We start from the raw sequence: 24,260 nt of genomic DNA, 5'->3' as shown, positions 1-24,260 counted from the left end.
CCGAGATCCACCCCTGACCCCCGCCGCTGGCCGCTCTGCGGTCCGCGGCCGGGGCCACAGCTCCGACCGATTGGCAGGACACCATGCAGCCCTCCTCCGCAGCGGCCGTCCCGGTCACCCTGAGTGACGAGGTGCGTGCCGAGAGGTTAGAAATGCTGGCGTCGTGGAACAACGCCGCCTCGCCCGCGACCCCGTCGTCCACCAGCGCGGTTCCGGCGCGGTTCGTCGCCCAGCTCGCCGCGACCCCGGACGCGCTCGCGCTCGTCGCGCCGGACGGCGTCCGGCTCACCTACCGCGAACTCAGCGAGCGGGCGTTCCAGCTGGCGCGCGAGCTGCGGCAGGCCGGGCTGCGTCCGGAGGAGGTCGTCGGCGTCAGCCTGCCCCGCTCGGGCGAGATGGTCGTCGCGGTGCTGGCGATCCTGCTGGCCGGTGGGGCGTTCGTCCCGGTGGACCCGGGCTGGCCGGAGCAGCGTCGCAAGCAGGTGCTCACCGACGCCCGGGTGCGGTTCGTGGTGGGGGCGGCTCCGGAGTCCGAGGTGCGCGCGTTCCCGGTCGATCTCGGCGACTGGGGGTACCGCGGGCAGTCGGGGGAGCCGTTCGCGGTCCCGGTCCACGGCGCCCAGCTCGCGTACGTCATCTTCACGTCCGGCTCGACCGGCGCGCCGAAGGGCGCGATGATCCGGCACGAGGCGATCGCCGAGCGCCTGCGCTGGCAGGTCGAGGAGATCCTGCACTTCGGGGCGGGGGACGCGTCGCTGTTCAAGGCGCCGCTGGCGTTCGACATCTCGGTCAACGAGATCCTCCTGCCGCTGGTCTCCGGTGGGTACGTGGTGGTCGCCGAGGCCGGCGGCGAGCGGGATCCGCAGTACCTGCTCGACCTGATCGCGGGCGAGCGGGTCACGTTCGTGTACCTCGTCTCGTCCATGCTGGACACCCTGCTGGAGATGGCGCGCGGCACCGACGCATTGACGGGGCTGCGGCACGTCTGGTGCGGCGGTGAGGTGCTGACGCCCGAGTTGTTCGAGCGCTTCCGGTCGCAGCTGACCACGACCCTCTACCACGGCTACGGGCCGGCCGAGGCGACGATCGGCGTCTCCCACGTGATCTACCGGGACTCCGCCGAACGGATCGCCACCTCGATCGGACGGCCCAACCCGTACACCCAGCTCTACGTCCTGGACGACGCCCTCCAGCCGGTCGGGGTCGGGGAGACCGGTGAGCTCTACGCGGCCGGGTTCCTGCTCGGCCGGGGCTACATCAACGCGCCCGGGCTGTCGGCCGCGAGGTTTGTCGCGAACCCCTTCGGGCAGCCAGGTTCCCGCCTCTACCGCACCGGCGACCTGGCTCGGTGGAACAGCGACGGGACCCTGGAGTTCGTCGGCCGTGCCGACAACCAGGTCAAGATCCGCGGGATGCGGCTGGAGCTGGAGGAGGTCGAGGCCGCGCTCGTCGGTCACCCGGACGTCCGGCACGCCGCGGTGATCGTCGCGACGATGCCGTCGGACCACCTGCTGGGGTTCGCCGCCGGCCCGCCGTCGCTGACACCGGACGCACTGCGTGCCTGGTGCAGCGACCGGCTGCCGGAGTACATGGTGCCGAGCGCGTTCGCGGTGCTCCCGGAGTTGCCGACGACGACGAACGGCAAGGTCGATCGGTCCGCGCTGGCGTCGTACGAGTTCCCCGCGGAACCATCGGCGCGGTCCCGTGCGCCCCGCACCTCCACCGAGCAGGTGCTCTGCGACGTGTTCGCCTCCGTCCTCGGGGTCGAGCGGGTCGGTGCCGACGACGACTTCTTCGCGCTCGGCGGCGACAGCATCGTCGCGATCGCGGTCGTGCGCCAGGCGCGGAAGGCCGGTCTGCGGGTCCGGCCGCGGGACCTGTTCGCGCGGCCGACGCCCGCCGCGCTCGCCACCGTGGTGACCGCGGTCGAGGCGCCGGGGGAGACCACCGCCGAGCGGGTGGGGCCGATACCGGCCACCCCGATCACCGAGTGGCTGCAGGACGCCGGCCCGGCGATGGACGGGTTCTTCCAGGGCATAGTGGTGCGCACCCCGGCCGGGCTGACCGCCGAGGATCTCCGCACGACCCTCGACGCGGTGCTCGCGGCCCACGACGCGTTGCGCACCCGCGTCGTGGCCGTGCCGGGCACCGACGGGCACGACCGGTGGACGCTGGAGGTGCTGCCGGTCGGCACGCCGTCCGCGTCCGACGTCGTCACGGTCGTGGAGGGACCGATCGACGACCGAGCCGTCTCCGCAGCGGTCGACGGTGCGGTCGCCGGGCTCGACCCGGCCGCGGGCCGGATGGTCCGCTTCGCCTGGGTGACGCCGGGCGCGGGCGAAGGACGCCTGGTCGTCGTCGCGCACCACGTGATCGTGGACGGCGTCTCGCTGCGCGTGCTCGCCGAGGACCTGCGTACCGCCGCCGAGGGTGGCACGTTGCCTTCGCCGACGACGTCGGTCAAGGAGTGGGCCGCCACACTCCGCGACCGCACTCGCGAGGGTGCGTTCGCCGACGCCGAGCAGTACTGGCGGGAGGTGGCCGCCACCCCCGACCCGCTCCTGGGGCGGCGTCCGCTCGACCCCACCCGGGACACGGTCGCGACCGAGCAGGAGCTGCTGGTCTCGCTCCCGCCGGACGTCAGCGCGCGGCTGCTCGGCCCGGTCCCGGCCGCGATCCACGGCGGCGTCAACGACGCGCTGGTCGCTGCCCTGACCCTCGCGATCGGACGCTGGCGGGGGCAGGACGGCCCAGTCCTCCTGGAGCTGGAGGGCCACGGACGCGAGGAGGACCTGCTCCCCGGCAGGCCGCTCGACCTCTCCCGCACCGTCGGCTGGTTCACGACCCTGTACCCGGTGGCCCTCAGGGTCGACACCGCGGACCTCGGCGCGTGCGTCAAGGCGGTCAAGGAGCAGCTGCGCGCGGTACCGCACCGCGGCCTGAGCTACGGCGCGCTGCGCTACCTCGGTGACCGGCCCCGGCCCGACCTCGCGGTGGCACCGCAGGTCCTCTTCAACTACCTCGGCCGGTTCGCCGCCGACGCCCCCGACCCCTGGTCGCTGACGTCCGCCGACCACACCGTGCTGGAGCGCCGCGACCCGCGGATGCCGCTGCCCCGGGTGCTGGAGATCAACGCGATCGCGGTGGAGGGCCCGCGCGGCCCGGTCCTCGAGGCACGGCTGACCTGGCCCGACGGCGTCCTCGACGCGGAGGACGTGGAGACCCTCGGCGGCTACTGGGCCGACGTGCTCACCGCGATCGCCGAGAGCGACACGGTCGCCGGTTTCACCCCGTCGGACTTTCCGCTCGTGCCCCTCTCCCAGGACGACGTCGACGCGCTCGCCGCCGAGGCGCCCGGGCTGCGCGACGTGCTGCCGCTCGCACCGCTGCAGGAGGGCCTGTACTTCCACGCCACGTTCACGCCGGACGCCGACCCTTACGTCGTCCAGCAGATCATCGAGCTGACCGGCCCGCTCGATGCCGACCGGCTCCGGCGGGCCGCCGAGCAGCTCTTCGACCGGTACCCGAACCTCGGTGCGGCGTTCCGGCCGGTGGGCGACGGCACCGTGCGGGCCGTCGTCGCCGATCGCGCGCCGGTGCCGTGGCGCGCACACGACCTCGCCGACGCCGACGCGGACGCGGTCGCGGACCGGATCGCGCAGATCGCCGCGGTCGAGCGCTCCGAGCCGTTCGACCTGGCCCGGCCGCCCGCGATGCGGTACGCGCTGGTGCGGCTGGGAGCCGAGCGGCACGTGCTGGTGCAGACCGTCCACCACGTGCTCGCCGACGGCTGGTCGGTGCCGCTCGTCCTCGGCGACCTGGTCGCGCTGCACGAGGACGCGTCGCTGCCCCCCGCCACGCCGTACCGGGAGTTCCTCCGGACGCTGACCGACGCCGAGGCCGACGTCTCCGCGGTGGCAGACGCGCTGACGGGCATCGACGAGCCGACCCGCCTGGCCGATGTGCTCCCGGCGCCGGCCCGACCGGGCGAAGGTTTCGGACGGGTCCGGCTGGAGCTGCCGGGCGACCGGCTGCAGGCCTGGGCCCGCGCCCAGGGCCTGACCGTCAGCAACGTGCTCGCCGCGGCGTGGGGTGTGCTCCTGGGCCGGGCCACCGACCGCTCGGACGTCCTGTTCGGATCGACGGTCTCCGGGCGCTCCGGCGACCTGCCCGGGCTGGACACGATGGTCGGCCTGCTGATCAACACGGTGCCTGCGCGCGTCCGCTGGGAGCCCGACGACACGCTCGCCGACGTCGTCCGCCGCTACGCCGACGCCCAGCGCGGCCTGGTCGAGCACGAACACGCCGCGCTCGCCGCCGTCCAGCGACGGGTCGGGCTGCCCGAGCTGTTCGACACGCTGCTGGTGATCGAGAACTACCCGTTCCCCGGGTCGCCGGAGGGTGCAGCGCTGCGCGTCACCGGTCTGGACGTCGTCGAGGCGCCGCACTACCCGGTGACGCTGATGGCGCGTCCGGGCGACACCGTGCAGCTGGCGATCACCCACGACGAGCGGCTCCTCGACGACGCCGGCGCCCAGGCGCTGCTGCAGCGGTACGCCGCGGTGCTGGGCGCGCTGATCGACGCCCCGGACCAGCGCGTCTCCCGGCTCGCCCTGGTCGACGACGCCGAGCGCGGCCGGCTTCTCGGCGCGGGCGTCGGCGCGGACACCGGCCCGGTGGACACCGTGGTCGCGATGTTCGACGCCGCGGTCCACGCCCACCCGGAGCGCGTCGCGGTGGTGGCCGGGGACACCCGGCTGCGCTACGCCGAGCTGGATCGTCGCAGCGCGTCGGTCGCGGCGACCCTGGCGGCCGCGGGCGTCCACCGCGGCGACGTGGTGGCGGTGTCCGCGCAGCGGACCGCCGAGCTGCCGGTTGCGGTGCTCGGCGTGCTCCGCGCGGGCGCGGCCTACCTCCCGATCGACCCGGCGTACCCGGCGGCGCGGGTCCGGCTCATGCTCGACGTGGCCCGCCCTGCGTACGTGTTGACCGACGGGGACGACGATTTCCCGGCGCCGACGGTGCGGATCGCGGACTGTCGTGCCGAGCCCGCAGGCCCGATCGCGGTCGCTCCGCTGGACCCGGCCACGGTGATCTTCACGTCCGGCTCCACCGGGCGGCCGAAGGCGGTCGTCGGCACCCATGCCGGCCTCGCCAACCGGCTGGCCTGGGCCCGGCGCTCCTGGTCTCCCCGCTCCTGGACCCCGGCCGGGGACGACGTCCGGGTCGCGCGCAGCTCGCTGAGCTTCGTCGACGGCACCACCGAACTGCTCGGCGGCCTCGTCGCCGGCGCCACGATGGTGCTCGCCGACGCGGTGACCAGCGCCGACGGTGCGGCGCTCACCCGCCTGGTCGAGGAGTCCGGCGCCGCGCAGCTGCTCGCGGTGCCGAGCCTGGCCGCGGCGCTCGCCGAGACCGCGCCGGAGCGCCTCCGGGGCGTCCGCCGCTGGATCGTGTCCGGCGAGCCACTGACCGGCGACACCGTCCGCGCGCTCGCCGCGGCCAGTCCCGCCGCGGAGATCGTCAACTCCTACGGGTCGTCCGAGGTGGCCGGCGACGTGCTGGCCGGGGTCGTCCGGCCGGGCGAGCCGGTGACGCTCGGCGCGCCGGTGCCCGGAACCACGGTCTACGTCCTGGACGCCGCCCTCGGACTCGTTCCGCCGGGCACCGCAGGCGAGATCTACGTCGGCGGCGTGCAGCTGGCGCTCGGGTACCTGGGACAGGGCCCGCAGACCGCGGCCCGGTTCGTCGCCGATCCGTTCGGCGCCCCGGGCGCACGGCTGTACCGCACCGGCGACCGCGGCCGCTGGACGCCCGACGGACGGATCGAGTTCCTCGGCCGCGTCGACGACCAGGTCAAGGTCAACGGGCACCGGGTGGAGCTTCCGGAGGTGGAGTCCGTGCTGCGGCGGGTGCCCGGGGTGGCGGACGCGGTCGCCACGGTCCGCGGCGCCGACGGTGGCGCGCGCTCCCTGCACGCCTACGTCGTGCCCGCCGGGACCGCGCTGAGGCCGGAGGCGGTGCTCGCCGCGCTGCGCACGGAGTTGCCCGGCCACCTGATCCCCGGCACGGTCACGCTGCTGGAGGAGATCCCGCTGCTGCCCAACGGCAAGCGGGACCGGTCTGCCCTGCCCGACCCGGCAGCGGACCCGTCGCCAGACGCTCCGGCGAGCCCGCGGGCCGAGCGGATCGCCGCGCACGTCGCCGCCGTGCTGGGGCGGTCCCGGGTCGGTGCGCGCGACGACTTCTTCGCGCTCGGTGGCGACAGCATCACCGCGATCCGCCTCGTGCACCGCCTCGGAAAGGACGGGATGCCGCTGTCCACCCAGGACGTCTTCCGCGCCCGTACCGCCGAGGCGCTCGACGCCCAGCTCGGAGACACCGTAACCACCGATCCCGAGGCGATCGGCGCGGTACCGCTGCTGCCGACGCTCGAACGGTGGTCGGAGCTCGACGACCTCGGCGACTACCGGCTGACCAGCCTGGTCACCGCACCGGCCGGACTGTCGCTGCCGGTGCTGGAGCGCGCGCTGCAGGTGGTGCTCGACCACCACGACGGTCTGCGGTTACGTCCGGAGCGGCAGTCCGGGGTGTTCCTCACGCTCGAGGTGCCACCGCCGGGACCGCAGCCGGACGTCCTCCGGCGGGTTCCGGTGGACGAGGACACCGACCCGGACGCTGCCGCCGCGGCGGAGCCGGTCGCCGTCAGCGAGGACGCCCCGCTCGCCGTCGTCTGGTTCGACGCCGGTGCCGACCTGGACGGCCGGCTGCTCTTCGTCGCGCACCCGTTGCTGCTCGACGACGCGTCCTGGCCGATCGTCCACGCCGACCTGGCGGACGCGTGCGCCGCGATCGCGGACGGACGCCGCCCCCGGCTCGGCCCGGTACCGACGTCGCTGCGGCGGTACGCGCGGCTCGTCGTCGAGGAGGCCGGCAGCCGGATCGCGGAGTTCGATACCTGGAAGGGCGTACTGCGGCCGGGTGCGGACCTGGTCCCGGGTGCCGATCTGGTTCCGGGGGCCCTCGGCGCAGGCGCGCCGGTCAGCCACCGCGCGCGCGTCGGCGGTGCGGTCGCCGAGTGGCTCGCGGGGTCCGGGGAGGCCACCGCCGAGCAGTACACCCTGGCCTCGCTGCGTCGCGCCGTCGACCGGCTGCGGGCCGAGGGTGCGCTGCCCGGCGGAACCGACCTGCTGGTCGACGTCGAGCGCACGGCCCGCGACCGGGTTCCCGTCGATCCCGGCCTCGACCTGTCGCGCACGGTCGGGCAGCTCGGGCTGACCGTCCCGGCCCGGTTCGGACCGGCGGCCGACCAGCCGGACGCACTGCTGGCCGACACCGCGGACGCGCTCGCCGCGCTGCCCGACTCCGGCGTGGGCTTCGGCGGGCTGCGCTACCTGCACCCACGGGCCGGTCGGGCACTCGCCGCGGCGTCCGCACCGCAGGTGCTGCTCCGGCTGAGCGGGTTCGCGGCATCCACGCGGACGCAGCCGGCCGCGCCGCCGTGGGAGCGCCGGGTGGTGCCGCCGTCGGGCGACCCGTTCCTCGGCGCCTGGTACGCCGTCGAGTGCGACGTGGCCGCAGGCCTTGCACCGGACGGTCCGGCGGTCGAGCTGACGCTGCGGCACCCGGCCGACGCGCTGGACGAGACGGTCGGCGCGCGGCTCGCCGCCGAGTGGCAGGCGGCCGTCACCGAGTTCGCCGAGGCGGCGCGGCACGCGTCGACGGTGGCCGGGTCCGCGGCTGAGGCCGGATTCACGACGGAGGCCGGGTCCGCGGCGGAGGCGGGGCGGCTGATCCCGGAGCGACTCACCACGGTCACGCTGACGCAGGACGAGATCGACGCGGTCGTCGCGGCCGCGCCGGTGCCGGTCGCCGAGATCTGGGGCCTCTCACCGCTCCAGCAGGGTGTCTACTTCCAGGCGTCCTACGAGGCCATCACCGGGACCTACGTCGCGCAGAACGTCTTACACCTCGACCGTCGCCTCGACGTCGACGCGCTCACGCTCGCGTTCCGGGCGCTGCTGCGGCGCCACCCGACGCTCCGGGCCGGGTTCACCGCCACCGGTGTGCCCACGCCGGTCCAGTACATCGCCGCCGAGGCCGACGCGACGGTCACCCGGATCGAGGTCGCCGACGACCAGGCGCTCGAGGTGGTGCTCGCCGAGGACCGCGACCGTCCGTTCGACCTCACCCGGCCACCGCTGGTGCGCCTCACGGTGGTGCGGGGCCCGGACGGCCGGGACCGGCTGCTGCTCACGTCGCACTTCCTGCTGTGGGACGGCTGGTCCCGCGAGCTGGTGCTCCGCGACCTGTTCGCGCTCTACGACTCGCGCGGCACCCAGGGTGCCCTCCCCGACGAGCGCACCGAGTTCCCGGACTACCTGCGCTGGATCGCCCGGCAGGACGTCGACGTGTCCCGCCGCGCGTGGGCGGACGCGCTGTCCGGGCTGGAGCCGACGCTGCTGGTCCCGGCCGCGATCGGGCGCGAGCCGGTGCTCTCCGACCGGATTCTCGACGCACTGGCGCCGGACGTCTCCGCCCGGCTGACCGACCAGGCGCGCGCCGCGGGGGTGACGCTGAACTCGCTGCTCACCGCCGCGATGGGCCTTCTGCTGGGGAGCCAAACCGGAACCGCCGACGCGGTGTTCGGCACCACGGTCGCCGGACGCCCGGCCGACCTGCCCGGCGTCGAGGACGTCGTCGGCCTGTTCCTCAACACGGTGCCGGTGCGGGTCACCGCCCGCCCCGAGACCACGGTCGCCGCGCTCGCCCGTCAGATCCAGGACGACCGGGTCGAGCTGACCCCGCACGACTACCTGGGTCTGGGGGACATCCAGCGGGTCGCCGGTGCCGAGACGCTGTTCGACACGCTCTACGTGCTGCAGAACTTCCTCGGCGACGAGACGTTCAGCGACCTGGACGCCGCCCAGGGCATCACCGCCGTCGACTACCACGACACGACGCACTACCCGCTGACCTGGGTCCTCACCCCGGGCGAACGCCTCAAGCTCAAGCTCGAGTACCGGCCGGACCTGGTGAGCGAGGCCGAGGCCCGCGCGCTGATGGACCGGTTCACCCGGCTGCTCACGACGCTGGCGGACGGCGCGGCGGGCCTGGACCGCTCCGCCGCGAACCTCGACCTGCTGCTCGACGCCGACCGGGCCACGCTCGCGGCCGACTGGGCGGCGTGCGAGCACGAGATCCCGGACGCGACGATCGCGGAGCTGCTCGCCGAGCGGGCCGCCGAGGTCCCGGATCAGATCGCCCTGGTGGCCAAGGAGGGCACGCTCACCTACGCCGAGCTGGACGCGCGAATCAGCCGGCTCGCCCATTTGCTGCGCGCGCACGGCGCCGCACCGGAGCGGATCGTCGCACTCGCTCTGCCGCGGAGCGTCGAGATGGTCGTGGCGTTGTTCGCGGTGCTCCGGTCCGGTGCGGCGTACCTGCCGCTGGAGCTGGACCACCCGGTGGAGCGCCTGGCCGGGATGGTCGAGGACGCCCGGCCGGTGCTCCTGCTGACCACCAGCGCGCACCCCGGGCTGATCGACGCCCAGCGGACGCTCGGCGGCGACGTCCTGGCGCTCGACGACGAGGCCACCCGCGCCGAACTGGACGCGATGCCCAGCACTCCGGTGGAGCGGGGAGAGCTGACGCTGGAGCACCCCGCGTACGTGATCTACACGTCCGGCTCCACCGGCAAGCCGAAGGGCGTCGTCACGCCGTACCGCGGGCTGACGAACATGCAGCTCAACCACCGGGCCGAGATCTTCGACCCGACCGTGGCCCGGGCCGGTGGCCGCCGCCTGCGGATCGCCCACACGGTCTCGTTCTCCTTCGACATGTCGTGGGAGGAACTGCTCTGGCTGGTCGAGGGCCACGAGGTGCACGTCTGCGACGAGGAGCTGCGCCGGGACGCCGTCGCGCTGGTGGCCTACTGCCGGGCGAACCGGATCGACGTCCTCAACGTGACACCGACCTACGCCCATCACCTGTTCGACAGCGGCCTACTGGATCCGGCCGGGTACCCGCCCTGCCTGGTGCTGCTCGGCGGCGAAGCGGTCAGCGACGCGGTGTGGGAGAAGCTGTCCACGCCGGACGGTCCGACCGGGTACAACCTGTACGGCCCGACCGAGTACACGATCAACACGCTCGGTGGCGGCACCGCCGACTCGGCGACCCCGACCGTCGGCACCCCGATCTGGAACACCCGCGGCTACGTCCTGGACGGCTGGCTCCGGCCGGTGCGCCCGGGCGTCGTGGGTGAGCTCTACATCGCCGGCGCCGGCCTGGCCCGGGGATACCTCAACGCGTCCGGGTTGACCGCGAGTCGTTTCGTCGCCGACCCGCACGTCCCCGGTGGGCGCATGTACCGCACCGGTGACCTCGTGCGGCAGCGGGCTGGAGACCCAGTTGGGAACCTCGATTATTTGGGGCGCAGCGACGACCAGGTGAAGATCCGGGGGTACCGGATCGAGCTGGGCGAGGTCGAGGCCGCGCTCTCCGCGCTGCCGGAGGTGCGGCAGGCCGCGGCGATCGCGTGGACCGACCCGGCGACGAACACGAAGCTACTCGCCGCGTACGTCGTCCCGGCCGGGGAGGCGACCGATCTTCCGGCGCGGATCCGGGCCACGCTCTCCGAACGGCTGCCGGACTACCTGGTCCCCACCCGGTTCGGAGTCGTCGACGAGCTGCCGCTGACCGTCAACGGGAAGCTCGACGTCAAGGCGCTGCCGGCGCCGACGCCGCCCGGCGGCGGTCGGAACCGCGCGCCCCGGGACGCGGCCGAGACCGTGCTCTGCGACATCTACGCGGACGTCCTCGGCCTGCCCGAGGTCGGGATCGACGACGACTTCTTCGCGCTCGGCGGCGACAGCATCTCGTCGATCGCGGTGAGCGGGAAGGCCCGTGTTGCCGGGCTGTCGCTCACTCCGCGCGACATCTTCCGCCGCCGGACCGTGCAGGCGCTCGCGGCGGCGCTGCCCGCGTCGGCGCCGGTGGCCCGGCCGGACGTCGTCGACAGCGGTGTGGGCACGGTCGCGCTGACGCCGATGCTCGCCGAGACCGAGCAGGCCGAGACGCCGCTGACCGGCTTCTACCAGTCGATGGTGCTGCGCACCCCGGCCGGGCTACGCCGCGACCAGCTCGACCAGCTCCTCCAGGCGCTCGTCGATCGCCACGACCTGCTGCGAGCCCGCCTCGACCGCGACGGCGGGTGGGTGCTTACCGTGCCGCCGCGTGGCGCGGTCGACGCGTCGGCGCTGCTCGCCGAGAGCAGCGCGCTCGACCCGCAGGCCGCCGCGGCGCTGCTCGACCCGGACGCCGGGAGCAGCGCGCTGGACCCGGACGCCGCCGCGGCGCTGCTCGACCCGGACGCCGGGAGCAGCGCGCTGGACCCGGACGCCGCCGCGGCGCTGCTCGGCCCGGACGCCGGGAGCAGCGCGCTGGACCCGGACGCCACCGCGGCCCTGCTCGACCCGGACGCCGGCCTCATGCTGCGGGCGGTCTGGGACGAGGCCGGGCGACGGCTGCTGCTCGTCGTGCACCACCTGGTGATCGACGGCGTCTCCTGGCGCATCCTCACCGCCGACCTCGCCGCTGCCTGGGCGCAGCTGGCCGCGGGCGGCACCCCCGCGCTGCCCGCGGTCCCGACCAGCTTCCGCACCTGGTCCGAGCTGGTCCGCGCCGCCGACGTCGAGGCCGACCGCGCGTACTGGCGGGACGTACTCGCCACCGGTGATCCGACGCTCGGCAGCCGCCCGGTCGACCCGGCGGTCGACACCGGCGGCACCGTCGCCTCGGTGAGCCTCGCGCTGCCGCCGGACGTCACCGCGGACCTGCTCGGCCGGGTACCCGCCGCGATCCGCGGCCGGGTCAACGACGTGCTGCTCGCCGGCTTCGCGCTGGCGCTCGCCGAGTGGCGGCGCGATCGTGGCCAGGAGAGCGGACCGACCCTGCTCAGCCTGGAGGGGCACGGCCGCGAGAGCGAACTGTTCGAGTCGCTGCCCGACCTCTCGGCGACCGTCGGCTGGTTCACCGCGATCCACCCGGTTCGGCTCGACCCCGGTGCGCTGCGCTGGGACGACGTCGTCGACGGGGGCCCTGCGCTGGTGGGCGCGGTGAAGGCGGTCAAGGAGCAGCTACGCGGGATCCCGTCGAAGGGTCTGAGCTACGGCATCCTGCGGTACCTGCGCGACGACGACACCGTGGGCGACCCGCCGCAGATCCTGTTCAACTACCTCGGCCGCTTCGGCGCCGATCCGGACACGGACTGGGCGGCCGTCGAGGCGCTCCGCGAGGGCGTCGACCCGACCAACCCGGCGATGACGCTGGAGGTCAACGCGCTCGTCCAGGACGGGCCGGACGGGCCGACGTTCAGCGCGACGCTGGCCTACCCGACCGGCGTCCTCACCGCAGAGGAGATCGGTGCGCTCGCCGAGCGGTGGGCCGAGGCGCTGCGTGCGCTGGTCGCCTGCGCCGACCTGACCGGCGCCACCCCGTCGGACTTCCCGCTGGTTCCGCTGACCCAGGCCGATGTGGACGCGCTCGAGGCGCACCCCGCCGGACTTCAGGACGTCCTGCCGCTGCTGCCGCTGCAGGAGGGGATGTACTTCCAGTCGTCGATCGCGGAGCCGGGGAAGGACTCGTACGTCGTCCAGCAGGTCGCCCGGCTGACCGGTCCGGTCGACGCGTCCGCGCTGCGCCGGGCGGTCGAGGCCACCGTGGACCGGCACCAGGCGCTGCGGGCGAGCTACCGCCCGCTCAGCGATGGCCGGGTCGTCCAGGTGATCGCCGAGGCGGTCGAGCTGCCCTGGAGGGAGTTCACCGGAGGCGAAGAGGATCTGGCCCGGATCTGCGCCGACCAGCTCGCCCAGCCGTTCGACCTGGCCGAGCCGCCGCTGGTGCGGTACGCGCTGGTGTCGCTCTCGGAGAACGAGCACCGGCTCGTCGAGACGATGCACCACATCCTGGCCGACGGCTGGTCGTACCCGCTGGTGTTCAGCGATGTCGTGGAGTCCTACCGGCGCGGCCGGTCCGGTGCCGGTTACGCACTGGGGGAGCCGCCGGTGACGTTCGCCGATCACGTGGCGCACGTCGTCGGCCGGGTGGGCAGTGACCGGGACGCCGCGCGGGAGATCTGGGTACGGGCGCTCACCGGGGTCGAGCCGACGACGCTGGTGCCGGTCGCGGTCGGAGCCGTCCCGGACCGCCACGACAGCGTGTTCCGGACGCTCGACCCGTCGCGCGCCGCCGCGCTCACCGCCGCCGCTCGCGCACACGGCGTCACGCTGAGCACGGTGCTGCACGGGGCGTGGGGCCTGGTGCTCGGCGGACTGCTCGACCGCGACGAGGTGGTGTTCGGCTCCACGGTCTCCGGCCGCGGTGGCGAGCTGCCGGGCGTCGAGAGCATCGTCGGGTTGCTGATCAACACGATCCCGGTACCGATGCGTTGGACGCCGGCCGAGCCCCTCGGTGCGGTCCTCACCAGGCTGCACGAACAGCAGACCGACGTCCTCGACGTGCAGCAGGTCGGGCTGGCGGAGCTGGCCCGCGCGGTCGGCGTCCGGGAGTTCTTCGACACGATGGTCGTGGTCGAGAACTTCCCGGCGGTCCGCGGCTCCGACCGCCCGGAGGAGCTGACCGTCGCCGGCTTCACCGGCACCGACTCGCCGCACTACCCGGTGGCGCTGGTCGCGTTCCCCGGCGACGGTCTGACGCTGGAGCTGAAGTACGACGTCGGCCTGGTCTCCTCCGCCGACGCGGAGCGGACGCTGGCCCGGGTCGAACAGGTCCTCGACCAGATCGTCACGGATCTGGGCACCCCGGTCGCCGGGCTCGAGCTGCGCCTCCCCGGCGAGGCGCGTCCCGAGGAGGCGCGCCCCGCCGGGACGCGGCCGGGCGGCGACGGGCCGGCGCTGGGTGGGCTGCTGACCGTCAGCGGTCCGGTCACGACGCTCGCCGACGCGTTCGCCGCCGCGCCGACCACGGCCGACGCCGTCGCGGTGACGTACCGGGGCAGCGCGCTGACCTACGGGGAGCTGGACACCCGCTCGAACCGGCTCGCGCGGCTCTTGATCGCGCGCGGCGTCGGCCCGGAGGACCGGGTCGCGATCGCCCTGCGCCGCTCCGCCGACCTCGTCGTCGCGGTGCTGGCGGTGCTCAAGGCGGGCGCCGCGTACCTGCCGGTCGACCTCACCGCCCCGGCGAGCCGCCTTCGGCACATCGTCGCCGACGCCGCGCCGGCCGCCCTGATCGCCGAGCTGGCCACGCTCCACGGCCTGGGGACCGCGACGCGGCCGCTGGTTCTCGACGATCCGGCCCTAAGCATCGCGCTGCGGGAGTACCCCGACGGGCCGGTCACCGACGCCGACCGGCGGGAACCGCTGCGCGCGGACCACACCGCCTACGTGATCTACACGTCCGGCTCCACCGGCACGCCGAAGGGCGTCGCGGTCACCCACCGCAACGTCCTGACGCTTTTCGCCGCCGCGGACGAACTGTTCACGTTCGGCCCGGACGACGTGTGGACGATGTTCCACTCGCACGCGTTCGACTTCTCGGTCTGGGAGCTCTGGGGAGCGCTGCGCTACGGCGGCCGCTTGGTCGTCGTCGACCCGGACGTCGCGCGTGACCCGGGGTACTTCCGGGCGCTACTGGCGGACGAGGGCGTCACCGTGCTCAACCAGACGCCGTCCGCGTTCTACCCGCTGATCGAGGCGGACCGGGACGCCCGGGGCACGCTCGCGCTGCGGTACGTGATCTTCGGCGGCGAGGCGCTCGACCTGGGTCGGTTGGCGCCTTGGTACGAGCGGAGCGCCGAGACTGCGGCTACCGGAACTGCGGGACCCCGGCTGGTCAACATGTTCGGCATCACCGAGACGACCGTCCACGTGACGTTCCGGGCCCTGTCGCCCGCGGACACCGCGGCTGGATCGGTGATCGGGGACGCCCTGCCCAGCCTGCGGGTCCACGTGCTCGACCGGGCGCTGCGGCCGGTGCCGCCGGGCGTGGTCGGCGAGATCTACGTCGCCGGTGACCAGCTCGCCCGTGGTTACCTGGACCGGCCGGGGCTGACCGCGAGCCGGTTCGTCGCGAACCCGTTCGGGCCGGGCCGGCTCTACCGCAGCGGTGACACCGCGCGATGGACCCCGGACGGAGACTTGGTCTACCTCGGAAGGTCGGACCACCAGGTGCAGATCCGCGGGTACCGGGTGGAGCTGGGGGAGATCGAGAGCGCGCTGCTCGCCCGGGAGGAGATCGTCAACGCCGCCGCGCTGGTGCGCCGCGACGACCAGGGGCGCGACCGGCTGGTCGCGTACGTGGTGCCCCGCGTGGAGCTCGACGTCGACGCGGTGCGCGCGTCGCTGGAGGGCACGCTGCCGGGCTACATGGTGCCGTCGGCGATCGTGCCGCTGGAGTCCCTGCCGCTGACCGTCAACGGCAAACTCGACCGAGCCGCCCTGCCGGCCCCGGAGGCCGTGCGTGCCCAGCGCGCCCGAGCGACTGGTCCCGCTGGGCCGGCCCCCGAGGCCGTGCGTGCACAGCGGGCGGCCCCGGAGGTCGTGCCCGGCGGTGGGAACCGTCCGGCGGTGGCGCGCGAGCACGCGTCGATATCCGAGACCGAAGCGGGCACGGACCCGCAGCCGCTGACGGCGCTGCGGGAGGAGTTCGCGGCGGTGCTGGGCCTCGACGCCGTCGAGGCGGACGAGGACTTCTTCGCCCTCGGCGGGGACAGCATCATCGCGATCCAGCTCGCGAACCGCGCGAAGCGACGCGGTCTCGCGGTCACCCCGCGCGACGTGTTCGTGCACCGCACACCGGCTGCGCTCGCGGGCGCGGTGGCCCCGGCTCCGCAGCAACCCGTCGCCGCGCCGCCCTCCGACGGCGTCGGTGAGGTCGCGCTGCTGCCGATCGTGAGCCGCCTGGCCGAGCTGGGCGGGCGGATCGACCGGCACAACCAGTCGGAGCTGCTGCTCACCCCACCCGGCCTGGACCGGGCGCGGGTCACCGCGCTGGTCGACGCGCTGGTCGCGCATCACGACGCGCTGCGGCTGCAGCTGCACCGCCCGGTGCCGATGCTGTGGTCGCTGGAGGTGCGTCCGTCCGCGGCGGCATCGGTGACCGTGGTGGACGCCGTGGGCATGGACTCCGAGCGGCTCCGGGAGCTGATCGGCGACGAGTCGGACGCCGCCGCCGACCGGCTCGACCCAGAGGCGGGACGGGTGCTCGAGGTGGTGCTGTTCGACCGCGGTCCGGACGCCCAGGGGCGCCTGCTGCTCGTCGCGCACCACCTGGTCGTCGACGGCGTGTCCTGGCGGATTCTGCTCGAGGACCTGGAGGCCGCCTGGAACGGGGGCGCGCCGGACCCGGTCGGGACATCGCTGCGCGCCTACGCCCGGACGCTGACCGAGAACGCCGGGCAGACCGCGCGCCTGGCCGAGTTCGAACACTGGACGCGGGTGCTCGCGCCCGGTGGCGAGCTCGACCCGGCGGCGTCCACGGCCGGTCTGACCGTCGGCGCCACCCGCGACCACGTGGTGACGCTGCCGCCGGCGGTGACCGCGCCGCTGCTGACCCAGGTCCCGGCGGACGCCGGCGTCGATGTGACCGAGACGCTGGTCGCCGGGGTGCACCGCGCGGTCGCGTCCTGGCGGGGCTACCACCCGCTCGTGCTCGACCTGGAGCGGCACGGCCGCGAGCCGATCGACGGGGCTGACCTGTCCCGGACCGTCGGCTGGTTCACCGCGATCGCGCCGGTGCGGTTGCCGGAGCCGGCGGCCGACCCGACGGCGCTGCTGCACCAGGTGCGGGACGCGCTGCGGGCCGCCCCGGACGTCGGCCTCGGCTACGGCCTGCTGCGGTACGCGAACCCGCGGACGGCCCCGGCGCTGGCCCGGCTCGGTACGCCGCAGGTGCTCTTCAACTACCTGGGCCGGTTCCCGACCGGCCGGACCGGCGACTGGGACACCGCGCCGGAGGCCGACGCCCTGCGGATGGAGTCCGATTCGGACCTGGGGACGCCGTACCTGCTCGAGGTGAACGTGGCCTGCCACGACACCCCGGCGGGGCCGAGCCTCCGTGCGGTGTTCACGTATCCCACGGACGGGTTGACGCCCGACGACGTACGGACGATCGCCGAGGGGTGGACCGCGGCCCTCACCGAGCTGAGCGGCGCCCGGGCCACCCCGATCGAGGACGCGGTCCGGGCGGCCACCCCGGCCATGGTCGAGGACGTCTGGGCGCTCTCGCCGCTGCAGGAAGGTCTGTTCTTCCAGGCTCGCTTCGCCGGGAACTCGGACGTCTACGTCGCGCAGAACGCGTTCGACTTCGACGGCCGGGTGGACACCGACGCGCTGACCCGGGCGTACGCGGCGGTGCTCGAGCGGCACCCGGCGATGCGGCTCGGCTTCCTGGCCGACGGGTTCCCGCGGCCGCTTGCGATCGTCGGTACCGATCTGCACGCCGCCGTCGAGGTGGTGGACGGGTCGGACGTGGACGCGGTGACCACCGCGGACCGGGCCCGGCCGTTCGACCTCGCCGCACCACCGCTGTCCCGGCTGACCGTCGTCCGACGCCCGGACGGCACCGATCGGGTGCTGTTCACCTACCACCTGCTGCTCTGGGACGGCTGGTCCCGGGAGCTGGTCCTGCGGGATCTGTTCGGGGCCTACGCGGCCTACCGGACCGGTGCCGCGTGGCGGCCGGACCCGGTGCCCGCCGGGTTCCCGGACTACCTGCGCTGGCTGGCGCGGCAGGACGCGTCGGCGTCCGCGGAGGCCTGGCGGAAAGGGCTCGCCGGGGCCCAACCCACCGTGCTGTTCCCGGAGGCCGTCGGTACGGCGCCGGTGCTCGCGGAGAGCCTGGCGCTCGACCTCACCGCCGAGCAGACGCAGGCGCTCACCGCCCAGGCCCGCGCCTGCGGTGTGACGCTCAACGCGGTGCTCACCACCGCCCTCGGCCTGGTGCTGGCGTACGAGGCGGGGGTCGGGCTCTCCGATTCCGGTGCGTCCGGCGCGGGTGACGCGGTGTTCGGCACCACGGTCGCCGGGCGCCCCACCGAGCTGGACGGCGTCGACGAGGTCGTCGGCGTGTTCCTCAACACGGTGCCGCAGCGCATCCGGCTGGGCGCGACCGAGTCGGTGCGCGACGTCCTGCGCCGCGTCCAGCTCGACCGGGTCGAGTTGATGCCGCACGAGTACCTGGGGCTCGGCGACATCCAGCGCGCGGTCGGGCAGCGTTCCGGAAGCTCGGGGGGAACGCTGTTCGACAGCCTCTACGTGCTGCAGAACTTCCTCGACGACGACACGTTCACCGATCTGGAGACCGAGCACGGGTTCCGGACCGCACGCGCCGTCGACGCCACCCACTACCCGCTGACCTGGGTAGCGACGCCGGGGCGGCGGCTGCGGATGCGGCTGGAGTACCGGCCGGACGTGGTGGACGAAGCTCGTGCGCGGACGCTGCTGGCGCGGTTCGACGCCGTGCTCGACGCGCTGGTCGCCGACCCGTCGGTCTCGCTGACCGCGCTTCCGCTGGCTCTCCCGGCCGAGCGGGCGGCCCGAGCCGCGAGCTGGGCGTCGACGACGCACGAGTTCGACGAGGCGACGATCGCGGAGCTGTTCGCCGAGCGGGCCCGGGTGTCGCCGGACGCTCCGGCACTCACCTTCGAAGACACCACGCTGACCTACGCCGAGCTGGACGCCCGGATCAACCGGCTGGCCCGGTTCCTGCTCTCGCGGGGTGCGGGGCCGGAGGTCGTGGTGGGGCTCGCGCTGCCCCGGTCGCTGGACATGGTCGTGGCGCTGTTCGCGGTCCTGGCGACCGGCGCGGCGTACCTGCCGCTGGAGCTGGACCTGCCGGACGAGCGGCTGTTCACGATGATCGAGGACGCGCGCCCCGCGCTGGTGCTGGCTGCGGACGCGCGCCTGGCGTCCGCGGGGGTGCCGCTCGTCCGGCCGTCCGCGGACGAGTTCTCCGGTGCGGCCCTGACCGCGGAGGAGCTGGGCGCGTTCGCACCCGGCACGCCGGGACGGCTGGACCACCCGGCGTACGTGATCTACACGTCGGGCTCCACCGGGCGGCCGAAGGGCGTCGTCACGCCGTACCGCGGGCTGACGAACATGCAGCTCAACCACCGCGAGGCGATCTTCGCGCCGGTGGTGTCGGCGACCGGCGGACGCCAGCTGGTCATCGCCCACACCGTGTCGTTCTCGTTCGACATGTCGTGGGAGGAGCTGCTCTGGCTGGTCGAGGGGCACCACGTGCACGTCTGCGACGAGCAGCTGCGCCGGGACGCGCACGCGCTGGTCGCGTACTGCGACGCCCACCGCGTCGACGTGGTCAACGTGACGCCGACCTACGGGCAGCACCTGCTGGACCTGGGGTTGCTGGAGCGGGACTGCCCGGGCACCTGGCGTCCGGCGCTGGTGCTGCTCGGTGGTGAGGCGGTACCGGAGACGCTGTGGGCCGCGCTGCGCGACGCCGACGACGTCCTCGGTTACAACCTGTACGGCCCGACCGAGTACACGATCAACACGCTGGGCGGCGGCACCACCGACAGCCCGACCGCCACCGTCGGCCGTCCGATCTGGAACACCCGGGGCTACGTACTCGACGCCTGGCTGCGGCCGGTACCCGCCGGTGTCCCGGGTGAGCTGTACATCAGCGGCGCCGGGCTGGCCCGGGGGTACCTGGGGCGGCCGGGGCTGACCGCGGAGCGGTTCGTCGCCGACCCGTGGGTGCCGGGCGGGCGGATGTACCGCACCGGTGATCTGGTGCGGGAGCGCACTGGAGATGCAGTGGGCAATCTCGATTATCTGGGTCGTACCGATGACCAGGTGAAGATACGGGGCTACCGGGTCGAGCCGGCCGAGATCCGGACGGCGGCCGAGGAGCTGCCGGGCGTCCGGCAGGCCGCGGTCGTCGCGCTGCCCGGCACCGGCGGGACCAAGCGGCTGGTCGCGTACCTCGTACCCGCGTCCGCCGTCGCGGCTGCCGACCGTAACGACCTGGGCGAGGCGGTACGCGTCGCGCTCGCCGCCCGGCTGCCGCAGCACATGGTGCCGTCCGCGTTCGCGGTCGTGGACGAGTTGCCGATGACCGTCAACGGCAAGCTCGACACCGCCGCGCTCCCGGTGCCGTCGGCGACGTCGTCGGTGTCCCGGGCACCCCGGGACGAGCGCGAGGCGCGGCTCTGCGCGCTGTTCGCCGAGGCGTTGGAGGTCGAGTCGGTCGGTCCCGAGGACGACTTCTTCGACCAGGGCGGCCACTCGCTGACCGCGATCCGGCTGCTCGGCGCGGTGCGGACGGAGTTCGGGGGCTCCGGAGGCACCGTCTCGCTGCGGACGCTGTTCGACACCCGGACGCCGGAGCGGCTGGCGGCGGCGCTGGCCGACGCCGATCCGGCCGCGCCGGCGGTCCCCGTCCTGGAACCGCGCCCGGCGGGTGAGGCACCGGTGCTCTCGTCGGCGCAGCAGCGGCTCTGGCTGCTCGACCAGCTCGACCCGGGCTCCAGCGCGTACAACTACCCGCTGCTGGTGCGCCTGCACGGCCGCCTCGACCTCGACGCGCTCCGCGCGGCCGTGGACGACGTGGTGGCGCGGCACGAGATCCTGCGCACGCTGCTGCCGGTCGTCGACGGCGCGCCGGTGGCCCAGCTGGTGACCGATCCCCACGTCGAGGTGCTGGTCGGGTCGGGCGAGGAGCTCGACGCGTTGATCGGGCGCCCGTTCGACCTGGCGCGGGAGCTGCCGCTGCGCGTCTTCGTGCTCCCCTCGGACGAGGACACCGTGCTGGCCCTGGTGCTGCACCACATCGCGATGGACGAGTGGTCCGACGGGCCGCTGCTGCGCGATCTGGATACCGCCTACCGGGCCCGGCTCACCGGCACCGCGCCGGATTTCGCGCCGCTGCCGGTGCAGTACGCCGACTACGCACGCTGGCAGGACGGCGTCCTCGCCACCCGGGCCGCGGCCGAGCGGGAGTACTGGCTGCGTCAGCTGGACGGCCTCCCGGCGGAGATCGCCCTGCCGGCGACCGGCGTGCGCGGCTCGGGGCAGCCGGCCGGGCTGTCGTCGCTCACCCTGCCGCCCACGCTGGTGGAGCCGCTGCGGGCGCTGGCAGCCGCCGAGCAGGCCAGTTTGTTCATGGTGCTGCACGCGGCGGTGGCCACGCTGCTGCACCGGCACGGCGCCGGGGTCGACGTCCCGATCGGCAGTCCGACGTCGGGCCGCGGTGACGAGGCGCTCGCCGACCTGGTCGGGTTCTTCGTCAACACGGTCGTGCTGCGCACCGACCTGTCCGGTGCGCCGACCTTCGCCGAGCTGGTGCGCCGCGTCCGGGACGTCGACCTGGCCGCGTTCGACGCGGCGACGCTGCCGTTCCAGCAGGTCGTCGAGGCGGTGAACCCGCCGCGCGTACCCGGACGGAACCCGCTGTTCCAGGTGATGCTGGGTTACTTCCACCGTCCGGCGTCGACGGACACCCTGCTCGGACTCCCGCTGGGGGAGGAGCCCGGCTTCGTAGCGGACCCGAAGGTCGACCTGAACCTGACGTTCGTGGACGGCGGCGGCACGCTCGACGTGACGCTGGAGTACGACGCCGGCCGGTTCACCGCCGACACCGCCCAGCAGCTGCTCGACCGGCTCGTCGTCCTGCTGACCGACGTCGGCGCCCGGCCGGAGACACCGGTCGGCGCCGCGCGGATGCTCACGCTGTCCGACCGGGCCGAGCTGCGGTCGTGGGGGACCGGCGACCCGCTGCCGTTCGACGGGCGCTCCTGGGTCGACGCGTTCGCGGCCCAGGTAGGGGTCTCTCCCGACGCCGAAGCGCTGGGTGCCTTGACCTACGCCGAACTGGACGCCGCCTCCGCGCGGTACGCGGCGCGGCTCGCGGAGCTCGGCGTCGGGCCGGAGAGCGTGGTCGGGATCTCGCTGCCCCGCACGCCCGACCTGCTGGTCGCGGTGATCGGCGTGCTGCGAGCCGGTGCGGCCTACCTGCCGCTGGACCCGGCGTTTCCGGCCGAGCGGCTGGCGTTCATGGTGGACGACGCGCGTCCGGCGGTGGTGCTGGTCGACCCGGCGTCCCGGGCGCTGTTCCGGGGCGGCACCCCCGTCTGGGACGTCGTCGCGGAGCCGCCGCGCGCCGAGGGACCGTGGGTCGACCGGCGGGTGGCGCCGGAGACGGCCGCGTACGTGCTCTACACGTCCGGCTCCACCGGGCGGCCGAAGGGCGTCGTGGTGACCCGCCGCGACCTCGACGCGTTCCTCGCCGCGGTGAGCCAGCCGGTGCCGCTCAGCCGGGACGACCGGCTGCTCGCGGTGACCACGCTCTCGTTCGACATCTCGGTGCTGGAGCTGCTGGCACCGCTGCGCGCCGGGGCCACCGTGGTGCTCGCCTCCGCGGACCAGGTGCGGGACCCGCTGCTGCTGGCGGACGTCGTCCGGGACGAGCGGGTGACTGTCCTGCAGGCGACGCCGTCGCTCTGGGCGGCGCTGCTGGACGCGTCCGACGTGGACCTGAGCGGGGTCCGGGCGCTGGTGGGCGGCGAAGCGCTGCCGCCGGCACTCGCGTCCGGGCTGCACCGGCGGGCCGCATCGGCGACGAACCTCTACGGCCCGACCGAGGTGACCGTCTGGGCGACCAGCGACGACGTCGACGAGCGCTGGGCCGCCCGGCCATCGATCGGGCGTCCGCTGCCGGGAACCACCGCGCGCATCCTGGACGAGGCGCTCAACCCGGTGCCGGCGGGCGTCGTCGGCGAGCTCTACCTGGGCGGGGCGCAGGTCACCCGCGGGTACCTCGATCGGCCGGGGCTGACCGCGTCCCGGTTCGTCGCCGGGCCGTCCGGACAGCGGCTGTACCGCACCGGTGACCTGGCCCGCTGGACGCCGGACGGACGGATCGAGTACCTCGGCCGCACCGACGACCAGGTCAAGGTCCGGGGCTTCCGGATCGAGCTCGGGGAGATCGAGGCGGTCGCGGCGTCCCATCCGGACGTGGCCAGGGCGGTGGTGGTCGCCCGGGACGACCGGCTGGTCGGGTACCTGGTGCGCGCGAACGGCTCGACCGAGGTGCCGGCCGGGTTGCCGGGACTGCTGGCGGCGCGACTGCCGTCCTACATGGTTCCGGGCACGCTCGTCGCGCTGGAGTCGCTGCCGCTCACGCCGAACGGGAAGGTGGACCGGGGCGCGCTGCCCGCGATCGGCGCGGCGGCGGTGGAATCCGGCCGGGCGCCGACCTCCCGCCTGGAGGAGGCGCTCTGCAGCCTGCTCGCCGACGTGCTCGGCGTCGACGCGATGGGGGTGGACGACGACTTCTTCGCCCGCGGCGGGCACTCGCTGCTGCTGGTCCGGCTGGCGACGTCGCTCCGGACCGAGCTGGGCGTCCAACTTCCGGTGGCCGAGCTGTTCACGCTGCCCACCGCGGCGGCGCTGGCCCGGCGGATCTCCGGCGACCGACCCGCGGGGGACGCCCTCGCGCCGGTGCTGACGCTCCGCGAAGGGACCGGGCAGCCGCTGTTCTGCGTCCACCCGGCCAGCGGGCTGGGCTGGCAGTTCGTCGGCCTGGCGCGATACCTGCCGGACGACGTGCCGCTGATCGCACTGCAGTCACCGCAGCTGAGCCGCAGCGCGGACCTGCCGGAGACGCTGGCGGACGCGGCGGTCGAGTACGCCGACCGGATCGAGGAGCGGGCGCCGGACGGGCCGGTCCGGCTGCTCGGCTGGTCGTTCGGCGGTGCGCTGGCGCACCGGATCGCGGTCGAGCTCACCGCCCGGGGCCGCACGGTCAGCTTCCTGGGCATGCTGGACGCCCGGCTCGACGGGCCGACCTCGGGTGACGTCGCCGCACTGCTGGCCGAGCTGGGGTACGCGGTGCCGTCGTCGTCCGCGGAGTTCACCGTGGACGACGCGGTGGCGCTGGTGCGGGCCTCGGACGGCGGGGTGATCGGGGCGCTGGAGGACGCCCAGATCGCCCGGATCGTCGAGACCTACCTGGCCAGTGACCGGCTGGCATCGTCCGCCGAGTTCCTCCCGTACGCCGGAGACGTGTTCTTCGTCGACGCGACCGTGCCGGAGCAGGGCTTCTCCGGGGCGGCGTCCCCGGCGTGGCGTCCGTACGTCGGCGGAGCCCTGGATGCCGTTCCCCTCGAGCGCGCGCACTCGGAGTTGCTCGACCCCGGCACCCTGGCGACGCTCGGCCCGCTGATCGCCGGTCGACTGCGGTGAGTCGGCCCGGCCGGGTTCACGGACCCGGCCGAGCCG

Annotated in this window: 1 protein-coding gene; it reads left to right on the top strand. The window is 74.6% G+C overall.

Annotation, left to right across the window (positions count from 1 at the left end):
- The first annotated feature begins 83 nt into the window (after window positions 1-83).
- Window positions 84-24,224, top strand: a complete 24,141-nt coding sequence (locus ABEB28_RS33315; protein WP_345732230.1) for a non-ribosomal peptide synthase/polyketide synthase — start codon at window positions 84-86, stop codon at window positions 24,222-24,224.
- The last annotated feature ends 36 nt before the right edge of the window (window positions 24,225-24,260 follow it).

The organism is Cryptosporangium minutisporangium (assembly GCF_039536245.1).
Classification (GTDB): Bacteria; Actinomycetota; Actinomycetes; order Mycobacteriales; family Cryptosporangiaceae; genus Cryptosporangium; species Cryptosporangium minutisporangium.
The sequence above is the reverse complement of the archived record's forward strand: the minus strand, read 5'-3'. Positions and strand labels throughout refer to the sequence as shown.

Coding starts and splice junctions, on each gene's coding strand:
- ABEB28_RS33315 (WP_345732230.1), top strand. CDS start 84: ATGCAGCCCTCCTCCGCAGCGGCCGTCCCGGTCACCCTGAGTGACGAG.